This is a genomic window from Methylobacterium sp. Leaf399 (assembly GCF_001424525.1).
In the GTDB taxonomy this organism is placed as follows: Bacteria; Pseudomonadota; Alphaproteobacteria; order Rhizobiales; family Beijerinckiaceae; genus Methylobacterium.
This window is the reverse complement of record NZ_LMQK01000017.1, coordinates 1-19,824: the sequence shown is the minus strand read 5'-3', so window position 1 is coordinate 19,824 and position 19,824 is coordinate 1. Positions and strand designations below refer to the sequence as shown.

Below are 19,824 nucleotides of genomic sequence, written 5' to 3'. Positions count from 1 at the left end.
GCGACGCCTGGAACAAGCTCATCGCCCAACCCTGGCGCATCATGTCCATCGGACTGCGCCGATGGGCCCATGGGTGCTGATCAATGAGAATTGGTATAAGTCACTGTAATTATAGGTAGTTTTTGATGTCGAGGTGGGGTCACGATCGGCGCCGATCGTGACCCCACCTCGATTTCTTATTTCATCGAAATATCAGGGCCTTAGAAGGAGATCCGACAGGGTCAAACTTCGGTGATTATCGACACGCAAACCCGCCGCGCGGCGGTGGCGACGGATGCGTTCATGGCTACCGACCGGCCCTCGACGCTCCAATCGGATCGAGGTCACCTGGCGTCCGGGACTTTTCACCTGCGATACGGGGGCCCTTCCAAGGGGAGCGCGACCCCGTTCGACGATCGCCAGGCGGGCCGTCAGACGAGGGGGATCCCCCAGATGTCGGTGAGCCCCCAGAGCGCCCGGGCCCGATCGCGTTCGTAGGCGCTCTCGTCTTCCCACCGATCCAGGGCGGCACGCACCCGTTCGACCTCGACGTGTACCGCTCGATGGCCGGATCGAGACCGGTCAGGCGCCGCCTCATACCGAATCTCATTGATCAGCTCCGTCGTCGTGGCGCTGCCGTGAAGAACCTGGCCCATAGCGCATCCCTCCACTCCGAGGTGAAGAGTGCACCGTCAAACCCTGGGATCAAACATCTAATGGGCCTGCCGCAATCCATCGTTGCTCGTGCAAAAGGCAAAGCAGGCAAGCTTCACCGCTTTTCCACAGGCGCGGAAAGGCGCCTGATGGTGATGGAAGCCGACCTCTGCTCGATCGGTCGGATCAGGGCCCATGTCCTGCGTGACGTCGCTTGAGGACACGGATCGATTTTCTCATGGGGCCGAGCGGTTTCAGCGAACGGGAATCTCGCCCTGCAGCCAACCCTGCAGGATGGCGAACTGAACGATTTGTGCGCGGCTGGTGATACCCAGGCGGGAACACACCCGCGCCTTCTGGATCTCGACGGCCTTGGGAGTAGCTCCGAGGCGGATCGCGACTTCCTTGCTCGTGAAGCCGAAGGCGACGAAGCGCAGGATGTCACCTTCCCTTTCGGTGAGGGGGGAATGCATGCTCTCGTGGATGGGACTGGCGACGGGCCGATGCGGACCGATGCTGCGTGCCGGGAGGGAGGGGTCGGTGTATGTCCCGCCGGCATGGACCGCCCGCACGGCCTGCACGATGCTGGTGAAGGCCGACCGCTTGAGGACGTAGCCGCTCGCGCCCGCCTCGAAGGCCTGATCGACATACACCCGGCTTTCGTAGACGCTCAAGATGATGGTGCGTGCCGGGCTCCCTCGTTCCACCAGCCTGCGGATCACCGCGACCCCATTCATCTCCGGCATGGCGAGGTCCAGGATGGCGATGTCGGGCACGTGATCGATCGCGGCCTGGACCGCAGCCGTACCGTTCTCTACCGAGGCGACGATCTCGACCTCGCCCGTATCCGCGAGAAGGTCGGCGACGCCGTGCCGGAATACCGGATGATCGTCCGCGAGCACGGCGCGGATCATTGCACGCTCAAGCATCGACCGACCCATCCCCCGCGAGGTGAACCCGCGCCATGACGGTCGCGCCATGGCCGGGCATGGATTCGAGCTCCAGGCTACCGCCCACCAGGGACATGCGCTCACGCATCCCGATCAGGCCGAGCTTGCCCTCGGCGACGAGGGCGAGCGGGGAGGTAGCATCGGCATCGAAGCCGCCGCCGTTGTCGTCCACGGTGAGGGTGAGATGGGACGCGCCGAACAGCAGCACCACCGAGACGGCGCTCGGGTTGCCGGCGTGCTTGGCCACATTGCTCAGGGCCTCCTGCGACAGGCGGTAGAGCGTGACGGCGACTTCGGTCGACAGCGGAACCTCCCGCCCGACCACCTGGAACTCGGTCGCGAACGCGGTCACACGGCTCCACTCCTGCACCAGGTACCGCAAGGCGGTGACGAACCCGAACTCGTCGAGGGCGGCGGGGCGCAGCTCGAGCGAGACGCGCCTCAGCGCCATGCCGATATCCCGGGCCTGGCCGAGGAGCCGATCGACTTCGCCCAATGCCTCGGCCCCCGTCAGATGGGAGGTCAGCCGTCGCAGGCCGAAGGTCATGGCCACCAGGTGCTGGCCGGCGTGATCGTGCAGGTCGCGCGCGAGCCGGCGACGCTCATCCTGGCCCGCGCGATACAATCGGGTCAGGACCTTATCCCGTTCCCGTTCCGCCGCCACGCGGGCCGTCGCGTCCTCCTCCAGGCGCACGAGCAGCCGACCGCGTTCCTCAAGGAGTGCCTGCATCCGACGCGTCCGACGCCTCCGTTCCTGCACGATGCCGCGGGTGCCGTGGAGCTTTTCCAGGAGGATCTTGAACCTTCGGTCGAGCGCCGGACCGTCGAGATGAACCAGGACCAGGACCCGTCCATCGAACGCCTCGAACCGCGTGCGACCCCCGTGGCAGGGATGTCGCTCGGGGCTTCCGTCATCGGCAACCAGGAACAGTGTCCCGGGCAGGATGGCGTCGGTGCGGGCGCAGCGTTCCAGGTAGCGGATGAACCCGACCAGCCGGGAGCCGTGGACGGGCGGCACGCCGCCGATCCGCAGGTCGGTCATGACTTCGCGTGCGGACGCATTGGCGGCCACCAACGTCCCACAGGGTTGGACGACCAGCATGGGATTGGGAACGACTTCGAACAGCGTCGTGAAATCGCGACTAGGCGTTCCCATTCCCGAAGTACGATTGCCCTCCATGGTCGGGGGCATCGGGATCCAGGTCGATGACGATCCTGCATTCCTGGGCGCCGCGGGCGATGGTTTCAGCGAGCGTGACCCGTCCATAGCCCTGGCTCTCCGCAACCATGTGGCCGAACACGTGAGAGGTGATCGTGCAAAGCGAGGGGCACTCCTTCGCCAGATCGCCGAAGGGGCAGCGCCTGTTGCCGAGGACGATGCGCTCTGCCGTGTCCTCGATGACGTAGAAGTCGCCGCCGAGGCGGCGCTTCAGGTCGATCAGGGCATTGGACACCGCTTCACGACCGAGCCGTTCGGCGCCTGCGGCCCGAAGATACTCGGCCTGAACCTCCTCGGAGATGGCGATGCCCACGAGGCTGATGAACCCACCGGCCTCATGTGAACCGACGGTGTCTTCGAGGGCGGTGCTGAGGGACCGGATGACCAGACCGAGGAAACGTTCGAGGCCGATCGGGATCGGCGCGTCCTTGAAGTCCGTTACACCGCACGTGGAAGGTTCCATCGGAACAGCTCCACCATTTAAACTCAACTCAAAAAAACCTACGAATCTTCTAAGCCGGAGTCAATCAAATAACGACTTGTAGCTATCGTCAAAATTGCTTTCGACGCATTCGGCGCGCGAGGTTTCATTGAATTTCATCTCTCCCTGAAGGTCCGGCTGAATTGATCCTGGACCGGCTTCACGAGGTAGGACAAGGCGGTCCTCTCCTCGGTGGCGACATGCACCTCCACGGGCATGCCCGGAACCAAGCGTTTCCCTTTCCCGATCCGGTCCAACTCACCGACGCCGAGCTCGACGTATCCCACGTAGAACACCTCGTCCTTGCCCCCCTTGGTCGTCGAGGGCGAGACGTAGACGAGCTCCCCCTTCAGTTCCGGGGTGGTGCGCTGGTTGAAGGCCGTGAACCGGAGCCGGGCCGGCCGGCCGACGCTGATCTGGTCGATGCTCGCCGGGGGGATATGGATCTCGATCCTGAGGGCGGCATCCTCCGGCACGACGGACGCGAGCACGTCGGCCGGGGTGATGACGCCGCCGACCGTGTAGGTCTTCAGCTCGTGCAGCACGCCGGTGGCGGGCGCGCGGATCTCCGTGCGTGTCAGCCGGTCCTCCAGGGCCAGGCGCCGGTTGCCGAGCTCCGCGAGCTTGGCGTCCACGGTGCCGAGCTCCTTTTGCGCCTCGGTGCGGGCGGTGTCCGCGATGGCGAGGAGCTGCACCCGGATCTCGCTCATGCGCACCTTGGCTCGGGCGATGGAGGCCTCCAGCGCACCCTGCTCACCGGTCAGCCGATGACGGTCGCGGGTGAGGGGCAGGAATTTCGAGCTCTCGAACAGGTTCTTGTCGACCAGGCCCTGGAGCTTGATGTGCTCGCTCGTCAGGATGACGAACTCGTCCCGCTTGGCGTCCTTCTGCTTCACCAGCCCGGCGAGTTCCTCGGCCACCTGCCCGATCTGCAGCTCGAGCTGCTGGCGCTGGCTGTCGCGGCTGGCGAGGTTTCCCCGGAACATCCGGGACTCGCCGTCGAGTATGGCCCGCGCCTCGGCGTCGCCGGCCGACAGGCTCGCCGGGAAGGCGACGGCGCGCAGTCCGTCCCGCTCGGCCAGCAGGCGTGCCTTCTTGGTCGACAGCTCGACCTGCTGCCCCCTGACGATGGCGAGCTCGGCCCGCGTCTGGGCGTCGTCGATGCGGATGATGACCTGCCCTTCCGTCACGGATTGCCCGTCCCGGACGAGGATCGCGCCGACAACGCCACCGTCGCGGTGCTGCACCGCCTTGGCGTGCAGCTCGACGGTCACGGACCCGGGTGCCATGATGGCTCCGTTGAGGTCCGTGGTGGCGGCCCAGCCACCCACCCCGACGATGAGCGCCGCTCCCAATGAGAATCCGAGCGCGATCCGGGGGACGACCGAGAAGGAGGGCTCCGGCCCGAGGTCGAGGCCCGCGAGGGACCTGCGAGGACGGTCGTCGACGGATGGGCTGCGCATGGTCGGGTCCCGCTTTGTGGATGGGTCAATGGGAAGGCGGGGCGGGGTGTGCCGCCGCGTTCGCCGTCTCGACGAAGAGGAGGGTGTGGTGGCCGTCGAGGATGATCGTCGTCTCGAAGGTGTCGTCGCGGTCGAGGTCGGCCGTGATCACCGTTACGTCACCGTCGTCGAGGCGCGCGGACCGGTACTGGATGCCCGACACGGTGCCGTCGTTGCGCTCCATCGCTTCGGCGAGTGAGTGGCCCAGGGCGTCGGAGCCCTGATCGAACAGGGAGTATCGAAGCAGGCTGACGTAGTCGCCGACCGAGAAGTCGGTGATCTGCACCACGCGCGTCGCTTCCCCGTTCGCGCCGGCATCGAACGCGAAGCAATCCTCCCCGTCGCCACCGGTGAGGACGACGTCTTCGTCCCCGACGACGAAGCGGTCGCTGCCCGATCCCGCCACGATCCGCTCGATCGATTCGATTGTGTCCACTCCGTTCTCGGAGCCGGAGACGACATGGCTGACGAGGTCGACGAGGAGGTCCTTCGTGGCGGCGCCGAGGTGGAGGGTGTCCATGCCCGCGCCGCCGGAAGCGACGTCGCCCTCTCCGTCCAGGGCGAGCACGATCACGTCGTCCCCTGCGCCGCCATGGACGGCGTCCCGTCCGGCGCCGTCCGAGAGCGTGTCGTCGCCCGCGCCGCCGTCGAGGCGATCCCCGCCGTCGCCTCCCGAGATGCGGTCCCGTCCGTCGCCGCCCACGAGGGCGTTGGCCCGGTCGTCGCCGGAGAGCGCGTCGTCGCCGGACCCTCCCGCCACGTCCTCGATCCCGGCGACCGCGTCCCGCCCGGTTTCCCGTCCCGTCGACGTGCCCGCGGCGAGGTCGACCGTGACGCCGGCCATGGTGGCCGACAGGTCGAGCTCGTCCCGTCCCGATCCGCCGTCGAACCGGTCCGCCTCGCCGTCGAGGGAGGCCGTCAGGATATCGTCTCCGGACCCGCCCAGCACGATGTCCGAACCGGCCCCGTCGATCAGGGCGTCGTCGTCGGCCCCGCCGTCGAGGTGGTCGCTCCCGCCGCCGCCCGCTACGCGGTCCCGCCCCGCCCCGCCCAGCAGGGTCTCGCTCGCCTCGCTTCCAGTGAGGACGTCGGCGCCGGATCCCGCCACGACAACCTCGACCGATGCGATCGTGTCGCGTCCGGTCTCCCGTCCGACGACCGTACCCGCCACGAGGTCGACCGCGACGCCGGACTTGGTGGCCGACAGGTCGAGGGCATCGGTGCCGTCGCCTCCGTCGAAGCGGTCGTCCTCGCCGTCGGCGACCACCACGATGACGTCGTCCCCGCCGCCCCCGAGCACGGTGTCGGAGCCGGTCCCGTCCGAGAGCGTGTCGCCGTCCGCACCGCCGTCGAGGAGGTCGTTGCCGGCCGCGCCGGAGATGTGGTCGCGACCCGCCCCGCCGACGAGGTGGTTGGACGCCGAATTCCCCACCAGCCTGTCCGCCCCGGATCCACCCCGGACGTCCTCGATGGACGCGACAAGGTCCCGGCCGGTCTCCGGACCCTCGGATGTGCCCTCGGCGAGGTCCACGACGACCCCCGCGACCGTGCCCGAGAGGTCGAGGGCGTCGGTGCCGGCGCCGCCGTCGAAGCGGTCGTCGGCGCCGTCGGATGCCACCACGAAGACGTCGTCTCCCTCCTGCCCGAGGGCCACGTCCGTGCCGTCGCCGTCGGTGAGCGCGTCGTCCCCCGCGCCGCCGTCGAGGCGGTCGTCGCCCGCGCCGCCCGAGACGACGTCCCGGCCCGCGCCGCCGAAGGCGTGGTCCTCGCCATCGCCGCCGTCCAGGCGATCGTCGCCCAAGTCGCCGACGAGGAGGTCGTTCCCGGCACCCCCGACGAGGATGTCGTGCCCTTCGCCGCCGTCGAGGAGATCGTCGCCGGCGTCGCCGAACAGGACGTCGTCACCCTCCTCGCCGAACAGTCGGTCGGCGCCGGTCCCGCCGGACACATGGTCCGCGCCGGCTCCGGCCAGCACGACGTCGTCGCCCGCACCGCCGTGGATGACGTCGTCGCCGGTCCCGCCGACGATGTGGTCGTGGCCCGCCCCGCCGTCGACGACGTCGTCCCCGGCGCGGGCGTCGATGTTGTCGTCGCCGTCGCGGCCGTCGATCTCGTCCCCGCAGGCCGTGCCGAGGATGAGGTCGTCCCCGTTCGTGCCGCCGATCAGGTTGCGCTCGACGACGTTGAAGATCGCGGCATGGGTGATGGAGAACTCGCCGTCCGTCACCTCGTAGGTGATGGTGACGGGCCCGAGGGCGCCGCCGTCGTAGACCCAGCCGTCGCCGTCGCGGGTCAGCGTCCCGGAGGAAGCGGTGACGTCACGCACCGAGAGGCTGTCGCCGTCGGGGTCCTCGACGTTGCGGAGCAGGTCCGACAGCGCGATGGGGAGCAGGGCGCAGCCGGTCACGTCGGCGAGGTGGACCGCGCCCGCGGTCACGGGCGCGCGGTTGCGCCGCCCGTCGGGACCCGTCGGGCCGCCTTCGCCCAAGCCGTCGCCAGCGGGCGGTTCCACACCGTCGTCCGTCGGAGGATCGGCCCCGTCGGCCGCGGGCTGGGGGCGGCCTCCGGGATCCAACCCGTCAGGACCGCCGTCGTCGCCGGCTTTCTCGCCGCCACCGCGATGCCTGCCGCCACCGCCGCCGCCGCCGCCTCGGGAGCCCGGGCCGCCGTTATCGTTGGTCGGCATCGGGATGACGGGCGAGGCCTTGAAATCGTTCAGGTCCGTCCCGGGATCCGGGCTGGCGAATCGCAGCGCCCGAGCCTGGAGGAATTGCGGGGAATCGTACGGCGAGGCCGGCGCCTCCGATTGCGCGGCCGACCCGGAAGACCTTGCGAGACGGGCCTCCGGTTCCCCGGCGTCGGCTTCCTCGGCGGTGGCCGGCACCACGGAGAGCTTGGGCGTGGCCCTCGATTGGGACGAGTCCTCCTCGGACGGTGCCATCGCCTGGGCCGGCGTCTGGAACAGCGACTTCAGGTAAGCCGCCAGCGCCGCGACGGCGAGCGCCAGGTAATAGGGCGTCCCGGTCTTGGCCTGACCGTTCTGCGGGTCGTACTTCTGCGCCCCGTCCGCGGCCTCGACCGCCTTCGTGCCCTTGGTCTCGATCATCATGCGGTCACCCGCTCTACGGTGGAGCGCTCCCTTGCGACACGGGACGGCTCGGAGGCTTGCGCGGCCTCGCGGGCCACATTGCCGAGGATCGCTTCCTTCGGACCGAAGGCCGTCAGCTTGCCGTCCTGGATCACCGCGACGGTGTCGACGGCGGCCAGGACGCTGGGACGGTGCGCGATGACCACGGCGATGCCGCCGCGGGCCCGCACTCCCTGGATCGCCGCGGCGAGGGCCGCCTCGCCCTCGCCGTCGAGGTTGGAGTTCGGCTCGTCGAGCACGAGCAGGAACGGGTTCCCGTAAAGGGCGCGGGCGAGGCCGATGCGCTGGCGCTGCCCGCCCGAAAGGGCGGTGCCGAACGGGCCGAGCTCGGTGCGGTAGCCGTCGGGCATCCGCAGGATCATCTCGTGGACGCCAGCGGCCCGGGCCGCGGCGACAACGAGCGCCGGGTCGGGGTTGTCCTGGAGCCGCGAGATGTTCTCCTCGACGGTCGCATCCATGAGGCTGACGTCCTGGGGCAGGTAGCCGATGATCCGCCCCAGGCTTTCCTCGTCCCATTGCGGCAGGTCGGCCCCGTCGAGGCGAATGCCGCCGCGTAGGATCGGCCAGACGCCCGTGAGCGCCCGGCTCAGGGTGGTCTTGCCGCCGCCGCTGGGACCGATGACGCCGAGCGCCTGCCCGGCTTTGAGTTCGAAGGCGATGTCAGAGAGCAGCACCCGGCCGGAGCCCGGCGCCGCCACCGTGATGGAGCCGACCCGCAGGGAGGTGCGCGGGGCCGGCAGCGGCATCGGCTTCTCGTTGCCCGCGAGCGCCACCAAGGTGTCCTTCAGGCGCCCGAAGGCCGTCCGTCCCGCGGCGATGGCCTTCCAGTTGCCCACGGTCTGGTCGATGGGGGCGAGCGCGCGGGCCGAGGTGATGGAGGCCGCGATGATGGCCCCTGCCGAGAGCTCGCCGCCGATGACGAGGTAGGCGCCGAGGCCGAGCACGGCCGATTGCAGGATCATGCGCAATACGCGGGAGATGGCGCCGAACGTCCCGGCGATGTCGGTCGTGCGGGTCTGGAGTTCGAGGTGCTCGTCGTTGGCGAGGCGGTAGCGGTCCACCGCCCGGTCCGCGAAGCCCATCGCCTTGAGGACGTCGGCGTTGCGGGCGTTCGAGTCGGCGATGGCGTTGCGGGCAACCACGGCCTGTTGGGTCGCGCCCGTCCACCCCCGCGTCAGGAGCTCCGTCAGGATGGTGATGACGGTCAGCAGCACCGCCCCCCCGATGGTCAGGGCTCCGAGCCAGGGGTGGAGCATGTAGACGAAGACGAGGAAGATCGGGGTCCAGGGAAGGTCGAACAGCGCGACCAATCCGGGACTTCCGAGAAAGCCCCGGACGGTGTCGACGTCGCGGCTGCGCTCCATCGATTCCGCGGCGGAGAACCCGTAGCGGGGCATGTCGATGGAGACGCGTTGGGCGAGGGGCGCGACGCGACGGTCGAGCTGCGCCCCGATGCGGACCAGGATCTGGAGCCGGAGCACGTCGAACATGCCCTGGAAGACGTAGAGTCCGATGGCGAGCGTCGAGAGGCCGATCAGGGTCGGGAGGCTGCCGCTCGGCAGCGCCCGGTCGTAGACCTGCAGCATGTAGAACGACCCCGTCAGGGCCAGGATGTTGATGATCCCGGACATCCCGAACAGGAACACGAACGGCATCCCGAAATGGCGGGTCAGCCGCTCGACGCTCCGCTTCTTGGCGAGCTGTTTCTGGTCCTTGGATCGCATGGCGGGGCCCTCCTGCGCTCAATCGATGGGGAGGGGCCCGGCGATGGGCCCCTCTCGCGTCAGAGGGCGAAGTCCGCCGCCGTCGCGGCCGGGGCTCCCTTGATGCTGAACTTGAACTCGGGTGACGCGTCGCCCCCCGTGTTCCCCGCGACCACGGTGTAGTCCCCGTCCGCCCGGGCTTCCTGGGTGACGAGCAGCTGCCCGACCCCGGTGAAGGCCGCGCCCGTCGCCAGCGTGAAGGACTGGTTGCCGGCCACGCCCTGGTTCGCGTCGATGCCGCTGAGGTCGATCCGGTCGCCGGGCTGGAAGCTGGCGATGGTGTCGCCGTGGGCCGCCGCCGCGGTCTGGAAGCGATAGGTGTCGGCGCCGAGGCCGCCATCCATCACGTTCACGGCGTCGCTCGCCGTGACGTCGTCGTTGCCGGAGCCGCCGACGAAATTCTCGATGCCCCAGAGGGTGTCGTTTCCGGATTGGCCGCTGGAGACGCCGCCGCGACCGGCGAGGCCGGTGCCGAGGTTGGCCGTGATGTTGGCGGTGATCGCCGACATGTCGAGCGTGTCGATACCGGTGCCGCCGCCCATGTCGTCGCCCCAGTAGCTGTCGTCGCCGTCGCCGAGCTCGGACATGATCAGGTCGTCGCCGTCACCGCCGATGACGATGTCGTTGCCCGCTCCCGCCGTCACGAGGTCGTTGCCGGCCCCGGCGAGGATGCGGTCGGCGCCGGCGTCGCCGTAGACCATGTCGGCTCCCGCGCCGGCCAGGATGTCGTCGCCGCCCGCGCCTCCGAAGACGACGTCGCGCCCACCGCCGGCTTCGATGAAGTCGTTCCCGTCGCCGGCCCGGATGACGTCCGCCCCTTCCCCGGAGAGGATGTTGTCGTCGCCTTCCAAGCCCAGGACCGTGTCGGCCAGTGCCGTTCCGGACAGGACGTCGCCGTTGGCGGTGCCCACGAGCTGGTTCGAGGATGGCTCGGTCGGCGGGTTGTCCGTTCCACCGCCGGTGGTATCACCGTCGTCATCGTTTTCGGTGTCGTCGTCGGGATCGGTATCGCTATCCTCGTCACCATCGTCGTCGGGATCGGTATCGATATCGCCGTCATCGTCGCCGTCGCCGTCGCCGACGGTGCCGCCGTCACCATTGTCCCCGTCCTCGTCGTCGACGGCGAAGATGTCCTCCTGCAGTCCGGTCAGCCCGGTGTTGCGCGCGACGATGTCCGAGAAGTTCTGGCCGTCCACGATGTTCTCGTAGAAGTCGAAGTTGTCGAATCGGTCGGTGTAGTAGAGGCGATCGCCCTCTTGCAGGCGGTCGAACTGCTCGTGGAGCACGACCCAGAACGTCTGGCCCACGACGCCGCCGTTGATGTGCTGCTCGGCGAGGCCACCGACCCAGAGGTCGACCCGGTCGATGCCGGACACGTACTCGGTGCCGTCGGTCCGCTGGTGGATGGCGATGTCCGGGTTGGCTGCCACGAAGGCCGCACGCTCCGCGGGGGTCGCCAGCACCAGGTCGGGATAGGCCTGCTTGAACTGCGCGATGACGGTGGCGGAGAGGCCGTTCCGGGCCTGGAAGTCCTCCCAGGAGGCGTAGGGCCGGAGGTCGCCCGCATAGCCCACCGCCTCGTGGATGTAGGGATCGGCCGACGCCATGAGATCGGCGCGGACCTGGTTGAGAGAGCCGAGGCCGACATCGCGGCCACGGGCGACGTTGAAGGCGAACAGGTCGGCGCTGATGCGGACGAGGTCGTTGCGCACGGCGTCGACGATGTTGAAGTCGACCTCCTCGGCCGGCTGGGTCGCGACCCCGGCGAGGATGGCGTTGGCCCCGAGCTGCGCATAGCCCGGCTGCGGCACGTAGCCGGGAGGCAGGGGCGCCGTGAATACGGACGCGTCGTTCGACGGGTTGAGGAAGGCGTCGAACAACGCGACCTGCCGCGGCTGCCCGTCGGGCCCCATCACGGTCAGGGTCTCGCCGATCAGCGAGTGCCCGACGCGGTAGACCGCGGAGGCGAACTCGTGGGAGATCCGGGCGTCGACGTCCGGATTGTACCCGTCGTGGCCGTGGGTGCCTAGCCCGCGCATGCCACCGATGAGCTGGTCGGCGAACTCGTCGAAGACGACGCGCTGGTACTCCGACTCGTTGAGCATCTTGGCGGCCTGGAACACCTCCTCCGGCGTCCCCTCGAAACCCGCCTCCACGAGGTTCTCGGCATGGAAGTTGTGGTTGCGCGCCCAGATCGTGTGCATGGCGGTCAGCGCCACGTTCTCGTTGGTCCGACCGTCACCGGCCACGTAGTGGTCGAGCAGGCTGACGAAGGGGTTCGTGTCGAGAAGCAGCGCGTTGCCGCTGCCCATGAAATTCGAGGCGAAGGCGCTCACGGCCTCGGGGTCGAACGCGCCGGCCGCGTTGAACAGGGAGCCGGACCTGGTCTCGGTGATGGGGAAGTTCGAGAAGTAGGCTCGGAAGCTCATCGAGCCGCCGGGAAGCGAGGCGTCGTGGAAGACGGTGTCCGCCTCCCAATGGTGCTGGATGAGCTCGCGCAGGGTCGGCAGCAGGTTGAAGCCGAGGGCGGTCGGGTCGGCCGCGCCGGCGAGGAGACGCGCCCCCACGCCCTGGTTGCCGTCGCTCTCCCGGAGGAACTGACCGACGAGCTCGTGCGAGCCGTAGGCCTGGTTCTGGTCGACGTAGGGCGAGGTCTTGTTGAGGTGCTGGGGTACGCCGTCCACGATGGACGACACCTCTCCGCGGGTCAGGTCGGCGGGGTTGTTGGTGGTCGATGTCCGTCCCGTCCCGAGTTGATCGATCTGCACGATGCCGTTGGCCGCGCTCTTCGGCAGGAAGTCGAGGCCGTGGTCGAAATACTGCCCGAACGCCATGAAGAAGATGTTCGAGCCGTTGGCCTGGTGCGGCAGGCCGGCTTCCTGGGTTCCGAGCACGTTGCTGATGGCGCGGGCGTCGAGGCCGGCGTAGAGCGGATTCAGGGCGTTGTTGCCGATGGCGGGGTCGAAGGCGCCGTAATGGGCGTCCGTCAGGCGGATGAACGGTTGATCGGCAGCGCCGAACTCCGGATGGGCCGGGTTGTTGCCGGCGCCGGAAAGCGAGCGCACGCCGGTTGCCCCGTCCGTGTCATCGTCGCCCTCGAACGCGGGGCGGCCCTGAACGAGGTTCTTGATCCCGGCGAGGTCTGCCACCGTGAGCGCGAATGCGCCGTCCATGCCGACACCCCCGCCAGGCTGCTCCTCGCCTGGGTCCAGGGTTTCGGCGAAGGAAGGCGTTCCGGCACTCGCATAGGTGATGGTGTGCGAGCCGTGGGTCAGGGTCGTCATACCGTTGGCGTGCGTCTCGACGTAATCGGAACGGGTCGTGCCCGGCGCAAGCTCGATGACGTCCTGCTCCCGAAGCGTTCCCACGATCGTGTCGACGCCGCCGTTGGAGCGGAAGACGATTCGGTGCGCGGAAGAGAGACCGGACACGTCGACGGCGTCGTTGCCGGCCGTGCCCTCGATGGTGATCGTGTTGAGGTTCAGGCTTGTCGTTGAGAAGTCGCCGGAGACGATCACGGTGTCACCCAAGCCTGCGGGCCCGCCCGCAGGAGGATTGGTGCCCGACACCGTGCGCGTGCCGATCCGGATCTCCTCGATGTCCCGCAGCTCCGCGATGATGTTCGCGTTACCGGTGCCGCCCCGCGTGATCACGATCTCGGTCAGGCCGTTGAGGCTTGCGAGGTCGTTCCCGGCGACCGCATCCCACGCCGCGCGGGTGTAGACCCTGAAGGTCTCGGCGGCCAGAACCGCTCCGTTGACGACGAACTCGTCCGTTCCATCGATTCCGCCATCGACGATGTCGCGTCCGTCGTTGGGGTTCAAGAACACTCCGCCGTTCCAGGTGATGAGGTCGTCGCCCGTCCCGCCATTGATGACGTCGGTTCCAGCGCCGCCCTCCACCTCGTCGTTCCCGGCACCGGCGTTGAGGGTGTCGTTGCCGGCACCACCCTGGACGAAGTCGTCGCCGGCGAGGGCGTTGACCGTGTCGTTGCCGCCATTGGCGAGGATGCGGTCCGCGCCGTTCGTGCCGGTGATCGTGGTTCCTTGGGCACCATCGGTGATGGTGTCGCCGACGATGTCCGTCGGTGCCGAGAAGACCCGCTCCGCGTAGCCGCCCTCGTCGGTGAAGCTCACGGCGACACGGACGGGACGGCCGACCTGAGCCTGCTGCGGAGTGAAGTTCTGGCCCGTCGCTCCTACGATGTCGGTCCAGGTTACCCCGTCGGCACCCAGAGATTGCCACTGGTAGCCGAACGTCGCGGGCAAGCCGTTCAGGTCGGCGATGCCGATCGCGCTCGCCTGCAATTGGGACAGTTCCGTCGGGGTCGTGTCGTTGACGGTCGGGGCCCCGGTGGCGGCCACGTTGGTGAGGAACACTGCCCGATCGGCGAACTGGGCCCGCTCGATGTTGTGGAGCGTGTCGACACCGTCCGACAACCTCGTCGCCGGGCCTTGCACGAATCCGGTATGGCTGACCCTGAAGGTGCCATCGCCGAGGTTCGTCACCGTGTAGTTGGCGCGAACGTCCGAGAAGACGGCCGTATCGACCTCTCCCGGCGTCGAACCGACATCGAGGACCTCGCGCACGATGTGCATCTGGTCCGGCCGGACGGTGCGGGCGATCATCAGCTCGAAAAGCGACTTGCCCTCCCACTCCGCCGGGAAGCCGAGTGGGTCGCCGGCTTCCCACCCCTCGGGTTTCTGGAAGGCATGCTTGAGGCTGTCGACCGTGGCGATCTCCGCTCCGTCGCCGTTGGCCCCGCCCCTGATGCTGATGCGAACGTTCAGCCAGCGGTCGCCGTCGAGGATGTCGTCGGCGGCGTTGCCCTGGAGTCGGTCGCTGCCCCCGCCGCCGAGCAGGATGTTCCCCGCCTCGAAGAGGCCGTTGGCGCCGAGCGTGACGATCTGGTTCAGCCCGGCGATCCGGGCGAGCCCGGCCGCGTCGAGGCCGTCGTTGAAGAACACCCCTTCGTTGGCCGCCACCGTACCGCCACCGGGATCGGCGGCATCGGCCGCGGTGCGGTCGTCGCCGATCAGCGTGTCGTCGTTCTTCCAGCCAGACAGCGCCTCGGTCGAGTCGAAGCGGTTACGCAGGATGTCGGCCTCCTCCGTCGTGAAGATCGGAATGCGCATGTCGGCGTAGCCGTTGAGGGCGTTGCCCTTGAAGATCGCCCAGTCGAAGCCGAACATGCCCTCGCTGCGCATGACGCTCTCGCCCTGCACCATGATGTCGTCGCCGGACTCGCCGTCGAAATCGTGCTCGTCGCCCCCGGCGAACATGACGTCGTGGCCCTTGATGACGGAGTTGAAGAACAGCTCCGAGTTATCGCCGGCCGTGGTGTCGAAGCCGCCGCCGGCCTCCATCCAGTCGTCGCCCTCGTTGCCCATCAGCAGGTCGGCGCCGTCGCCGCCGAGCACGAAATCGTCCCCGGCTCCCGCGAATACTTCGGTGGAGTCCACCCCGACGAAGACGACGTCCTTGCCGGTGCCACCCATCAGGATGTCGATGCCGTTCGAGTTGGCGATGACGTCGTTACCGCCCTCGCCCTTCAGGAAATCGCCTGTGTCGCCGGAATCGGTGATGATGTCGTCGCCGTCGCCGCCGTTGACGAGGTCGACGCCCGCGCCGGACTCGATCCGGTCGTCGCCCGCGTCGCCCCAGATCCCGTCGTCGCCGAAGTCCGTGATGATGGTGTCGTTACCGTCGGTGCCCCCCGCAAGAACGTGCTCGCCGCCGGTGAAGCGGAGGTAATGGCCGGAGTCGAACACACGGGCGAGCGCGGCTGTATCGATGAGGGTCGCATCGATGACGGGCCCGGGAGTGGCCAAGGCTTGGCCCGTGCGCAGCACGTTGCCGTCGGCGTCGCGGGCGAAAGGGTCGGACGCGGCATGATAGTCGGGGGTGTTCGCCGGAGTCAGGTCGGACCGGTAGACCGTCTCCGAGGTCCGGATGATGTCGACGTCGTCCACCAGCATCTGGGTGTTGGCCGGGCCGGTGCTCTGGACCACCAGACGCATCTGCTGGCCGGCAAGGTTGGTGGGGATCACGCCGGAGTCGAGCGTGAAATCTCGCCACTGTCCGTTGGCGGGGGGAAGCAGGTCGACGGAGGATACGACGGCGTTGCCGACCATCAGCCGCGCGACGCCGCCGGGCCAAGTGAAATCGAATCGGTCGCCCACCTGGAAGGTGTACGTATAGCGGGTACCGGCCACGAGGGTGGTTCCGACCGCCTGGGCCATCGTGGCCCCGCTCATCAGATAGGCGACGTTGGTGCCATCGCGTCCTTCGGCGTCGACGGTCCTGGCGAAGGGCGCGAAGGTGCCGCCGCCATGCCCCCCGGTGATGGTCCAGCCCGCAGGGCTCGCGACCGTATAATTGCCGCTGGGGTCGGAGAAGACGCCCGCGGTGCCGGCGATCAGCACCCGATCGTCGAAGCTTCCATTGGCGAGGACGACCGGCCGGGTCACGTCGACGCTCGGCGCGAAGCCGAAGCTCCCATCGGCATCTACCCGGAGCACGGGTGCGTTCCCGAGGTCGGCGTCGGTCAGGACGATGCCGAGCTTGAGGGCGTTCGCCTTGACGTCCGACCAGGTCACCGGGCTGGCGGCGTTTCCGTTGCCGTCCTCGGCACCGTCGATGAGGCGATCCGAGGGCGTGCCATCGGCGTTGTAGTGCCTGACGAGGGCATTCACTGAGGCCTGGAGGCCGCTTATCGCGTTTTCGTCAACGTCCGTCTGCGGGTCGTCGCGCATGACCTTGCCAAGGCCCATAGCCTCGAGCACCGGGTCGTTTCCCGTCGGGTCCTTGCCAACGGTCGTTGGATCGAGAGGATTATCGACACCGTTCTGGTCGACTTGGTTCCTGATGTCGACCTCAAGTTCGTAATCGTAGTCCGCGAAGGCATCGACGCCGATATGGCGCGGGACGATGTCGTCGCCCGTGCCTCGCACTCCATCGGGACCGGGCAGCGCCAGGTCGGTGTTGGCCATCATCAGCTTCGAGAAGGAGTTCTGTTCCAGCTCGACGAGGAAATTCTGCCCCTGGACCCGGGTGAGGTAGTAGAAGCGGTCGGCGTCCTGGAGATTCTCCATCTGTGCTTCGAACACGGCGTTGAAGGTCGAGCCGAGCAGGCCGCCGAACGGCATCTGCTTCTCCGCGAGGCCGCCGATCCACAGATCGACCGCGTTCAAGCCGGTCTCGATACCCGCCCAGGTACCGCGGGAGTTGAGGTAGTCGAGCCTGTCGCCCGGGGCTCCGCTACCGCCGAGGACCAGCGCCATCGCCGCGTCTCGCTTGCCGTCGAGCGTCGTCGCCCCGGCGATCGACGAATGGGTGCCGTAGGCGGCCACGAAGTTGACGATCGACATCGGGTTCTTGAGGTTGCCCGTCATGTCCGCCCAGCTCGTGTAGGGCGTGAGGAAGGTAGAACCCGTGGCGGCGAACAGCTGCGTGCGCGCTTCGTTCAGGGTTGGCGTACCGGTCTCGCGGCCGCGCGCGATGTTGATGGCGGCGAGGTCGAGGGGCAGGCCGAGCAGGTTGTTGCGCACGGCGCCGACCACGAACTCGTCGATCTCGCTCCCGCGCTCGACGATCATGCCGCGGATGATGGCGCCCGCGGCGGCATCGTGGTTCAGCGTGGGCGTTCCGTCGGCCGCGAGGTCGCCCGGGCTGTCGAACATCACCGGGTTGAGGAAGGCATCGATCAGCCCGAGATCCCCGTCGAGCGCCTGTCCGTCCGCGCCGACGCGCGGCATGTTTTCGGTCAGCATCGAGTGCCCGAAGCGATAGACCGTGTTGGCGAACTCGGCGAAGATCGCCGGGTCGATCTCCGTCACCGAGTTGAACACGAAGGGGTCGATCAGGGGCTGCACCTTACGGGCGAACTCCTCGAACACGAGGTGCTGGTATTGCATCTCGGTGGCGAAGCGGCCCGCCTGGAACAGGCGCTCGCCGTTCCAGTTCAGCTCGATGCCGATGAGGCCCGTCGAGGCGTCGCCGTCCGCCAGCGCCGTGACGAAGGCATCCCGGTTCGGGGCCGTGGCGAGGCCGGCCTTGATCGCGTTCAGGTCGGCCTGCGTGATTGGGGCGTCGAGCCATTGCCGCACGAAGGCGAGGTCGCCGTCCGTCAGGATCGTCAGCTTATGGGCGTCGACCTGCCGGTTGTGCTCCGAATGGAAGATGTGGTGAACGGCGGTGAGGCCGATGTTCTCGTTCCCGCGCCCGTCACCGGTCGCGAAGTGACGGTCGAGGAGGTCGTTGTCGTACTCGGTGTTCCTGCCGTTGAGCACCGCCACGTCGTTGCCGACGGCATCGCCGGAGTCCGGCACGAGGATGCCGTTTGCCAGGACGGGCACGGCGTTGTGGGCGATGTCGTCGAGGAAGGCGTTGAAGGTGCGCGCGATGGCGAACGTCTCGTTGGCGCTGAGGGTGGTTGGCGTCCCGTCGGCGTTCGCGATGGTTGCGCCCGCGGTCAGTTGCGTGGCCGAAAGCGCGAGGGGCGCCGCGATGCTCCCCGAGACGTAGGCGATGTCACCCTCGGACGTGCGCACCATCACTTGCGGCAGGCCGTTGGCACCGGGAATGAAGGCGCCGTAGGGATCGGTGAGCAGTTGCGGCACCGAAGAGACGTCGCTGTCCCTCAGGTCGATGCCCAGCATCGTCCGCGCCTGCTCCTTGACGTCGTGCCAGGTCGCCAGGCCCCCATTCTCGCCGCCAAGCAGCCGGCCGGTGGAGACGGGCCTGCCGTCCACCATTTCGTACTCGCGCAGGAAGACCTGGTGGGAAGGGTTCGACGTGTATGTCTGGTTCTGGTCGACGAAGGGCGTGGTGACGTTGCGCTGCGAGCCGTCGACCGGCGTCGAGCGCGTCAGCACCATGAACTGCGCCTCCGGCCGGACCTCGTCGCCGTTCCCCTGGATGCCGTCGGGACCATGGGTCACGAGCGGGTCGTCCGCCGCGAGCGGGATGAAGACCGTGCCGTTGCCGCCCTTCGAGATGAGGTCGAGGCCGTGGTCGAAGAACTGTCCGAAGAAGGTCATCCAGGCGTTGAAGGGTTTCGACAGGCCCTCGTCCGGGGTGACGTTCAGGACGTCGATCGACCCGTTCGTCAGGGTGATGCCTTTGTCCGCGAGGACGCTTGCGAGGTTGGTCTCCAGGACAGCGAGGGCCTCGGCCGAGGTGGTCGCCGGGGCCGACCTCACGGCCTCGTAGGCATTGGTGACGAGCGCCAAGTCGCCGAGGATGTCCGCGGATCCGGCGAGCCTGAGGGCGGCGGCGATGGCGGCCGGGTTGTCCAGGCTCGCGTCGACGACGAGGTTCGAGATGGTGCGCGGATCCGCGTCGGTGACGCTGCCGGCGATCGGGTAGCCGGAGCTCGCGAAGCTGGGATCGAGCAGATGCGGCATGGGTTGGCCGGACGCCCCCCAGGTCTCCCGACCCGGGACGATGTTGTTGTAGGTGCCGTCCACGGTGCGCAGGCCGTACGGGGTGTGGGGGTCGGGAACGGCGCGGGGCGCGTCCGGCAGCCCCGACCAGTTGCCGCCCGTGTCGTAAAGGGCGCGGTCCGTCAGGAGTTCGCCGGTGGCGGCGTCGACCCTCAACTCGGTCAGCTTGACGCCGCTCGCGTGGGCTTCGGCGATCTTGATCTGCCTCAAGATGAAGGTCAGATCCTGCTGGTTGAGATGGACGGCCATGATACCCTCCGCGCGACGCGGGCGGCATTCGCCGACCCGGTCAAATGCGAGGACCGTCCTGTGTTCAGGCCGGCTTCCCCAATCGACGCGAAGGTTTCATTTCCGAATCCTGAATGATATTTGTAAAAACACTCCTCACTGGGGGAAATACCCTACCCCGAGTGTCTTTCCCTCAGCTCGACTTTGGCCATTTCGACCGGTCGTGGAACGCGCTGGGTGACGAAGCAGGCGTGATGGATAGGCTTATGGTGTCCTTCGCCAGAGACGCCTCATGCCGCACCTGCCTGCCCGCTTCGCCGGGATCATCCTGTCCTTCGCTCCGCTGTTCGTCCACCGGTCGTGGCGGCACGCTCAGGCCCTGCTGATCGGTGCGATCCTCTGTCCGGGCCGGCGCACGGTAGCGAGCGTGCTGCGGATCATGGGCCGGGCGCGG

At 68.1% G+C, this 19,824-nt stretch carries 8 protein-coding genes; 1 reads left to right on the top strand and 7 read right to left on the bottom strand.

All coding sequences use genetic code 11. The features are described from left to right. Window positions 1-695: 695 nt before the first annotated feature. Window positions 696-851, top strand: a complete 156-nt coding sequence (locus ASG40_RS21915; protein WP_156387675.1) for a hypothetical protein — start codon at window positions 696-698, stop codon at window positions 849-851. A gap of 36 nt (window positions 852-887) precedes the next feature. Here ASG40_RS21915 and ASG40_RS10995 read toward each other — a convergent pair whose 3' ends face one another. From ASG40_RS10995 to ASG40_RS10965, 7 genes are all read right to left on the bottom strand, one after another. Continuing rightward, window positions 888-1,547 (bottom strand): response regulator transcription factor, encoded by a 660-nt coding sequence (locus ASG40_RS10995; RefSeq protein ID WP_244480598.1) that lies wholly within the window; start codon window positions 1,545-1,547, stop codon window positions 888-890. Window positions 1,548-1,554: 7 nt separating this feature from the next. Beyond that, window positions 1,555-2,625: a sensor histidine kinase gene (locus ASG40_RS10990; protein ID WP_244480597.1), complete on the bottom strand. Its 1,071-nt coding sequence runs from the start codon at window positions 2,623-2,625 to the stop codon at window positions 1,555-1,557. 100 nt (window positions 2,626-2,725) lie between these two features. Continuing rightward, complete coding sequence (locus ASG40_RS10985) at window positions 2,726-3,292, bottom strand: methanogen output domain 1-containing protein (RefSeq protein WP_244480596.1); 567 nt, start codon at window positions 3,290-3,292, stop codon at window positions 2,726-2,728. A 107-nt stretch (window positions 3,293-3,399) separates the two neighbouring features. Beyond that, a complete protein-coding gene (locus ASG40_RS10980) occupies window positions 3,400-4,746 on the bottom strand; it encodes an HlyD family type I secretion periplasmic adaptor subunit (RefSeq protein WP_055885224.1) in 1,347 nt (448 codons plus the stop codon). Window positions 4,747-4,771: 25 nt separating this feature from the next. Beyond that, window positions 4,772-7,894, bottom strand: a complete 3,123-nt coding sequence (locus tag ASG40_RS10975) for a calcium-binding protein (RefSeq protein WP_055885221.1) — start codon at window positions 7,892-7,894, stop codon at window positions 4,772-4,774. Then, window positions 7,891-9,657 (bottom strand): type I secretion system permease/ATPase, encoded by a 1,767-nt coding sequence (locus ASG40_RS10970; protein WP_055885218.1) that lies wholly within the window; start codon window positions 9,655-9,657, stop codon window positions 7,891-7,893. The genes ASG40_RS10975 and ASG40_RS10970 overlap by 4 nt, the downstream gene beginning before the upstream one ends. 59 nt (window positions 9,658-9,716) lie before the next feature. After that, entirely contained in the window at window positions 9,717-19,391 is a 9,675-nt protein-coding gene (locus ASG40_RS10965) for a peroxidase family protein (protein ID WP_055885215.1), read from the bottom strand. Between the last annotated feature and the right edge of the window lie 433 nt (window positions 19,392-19,824).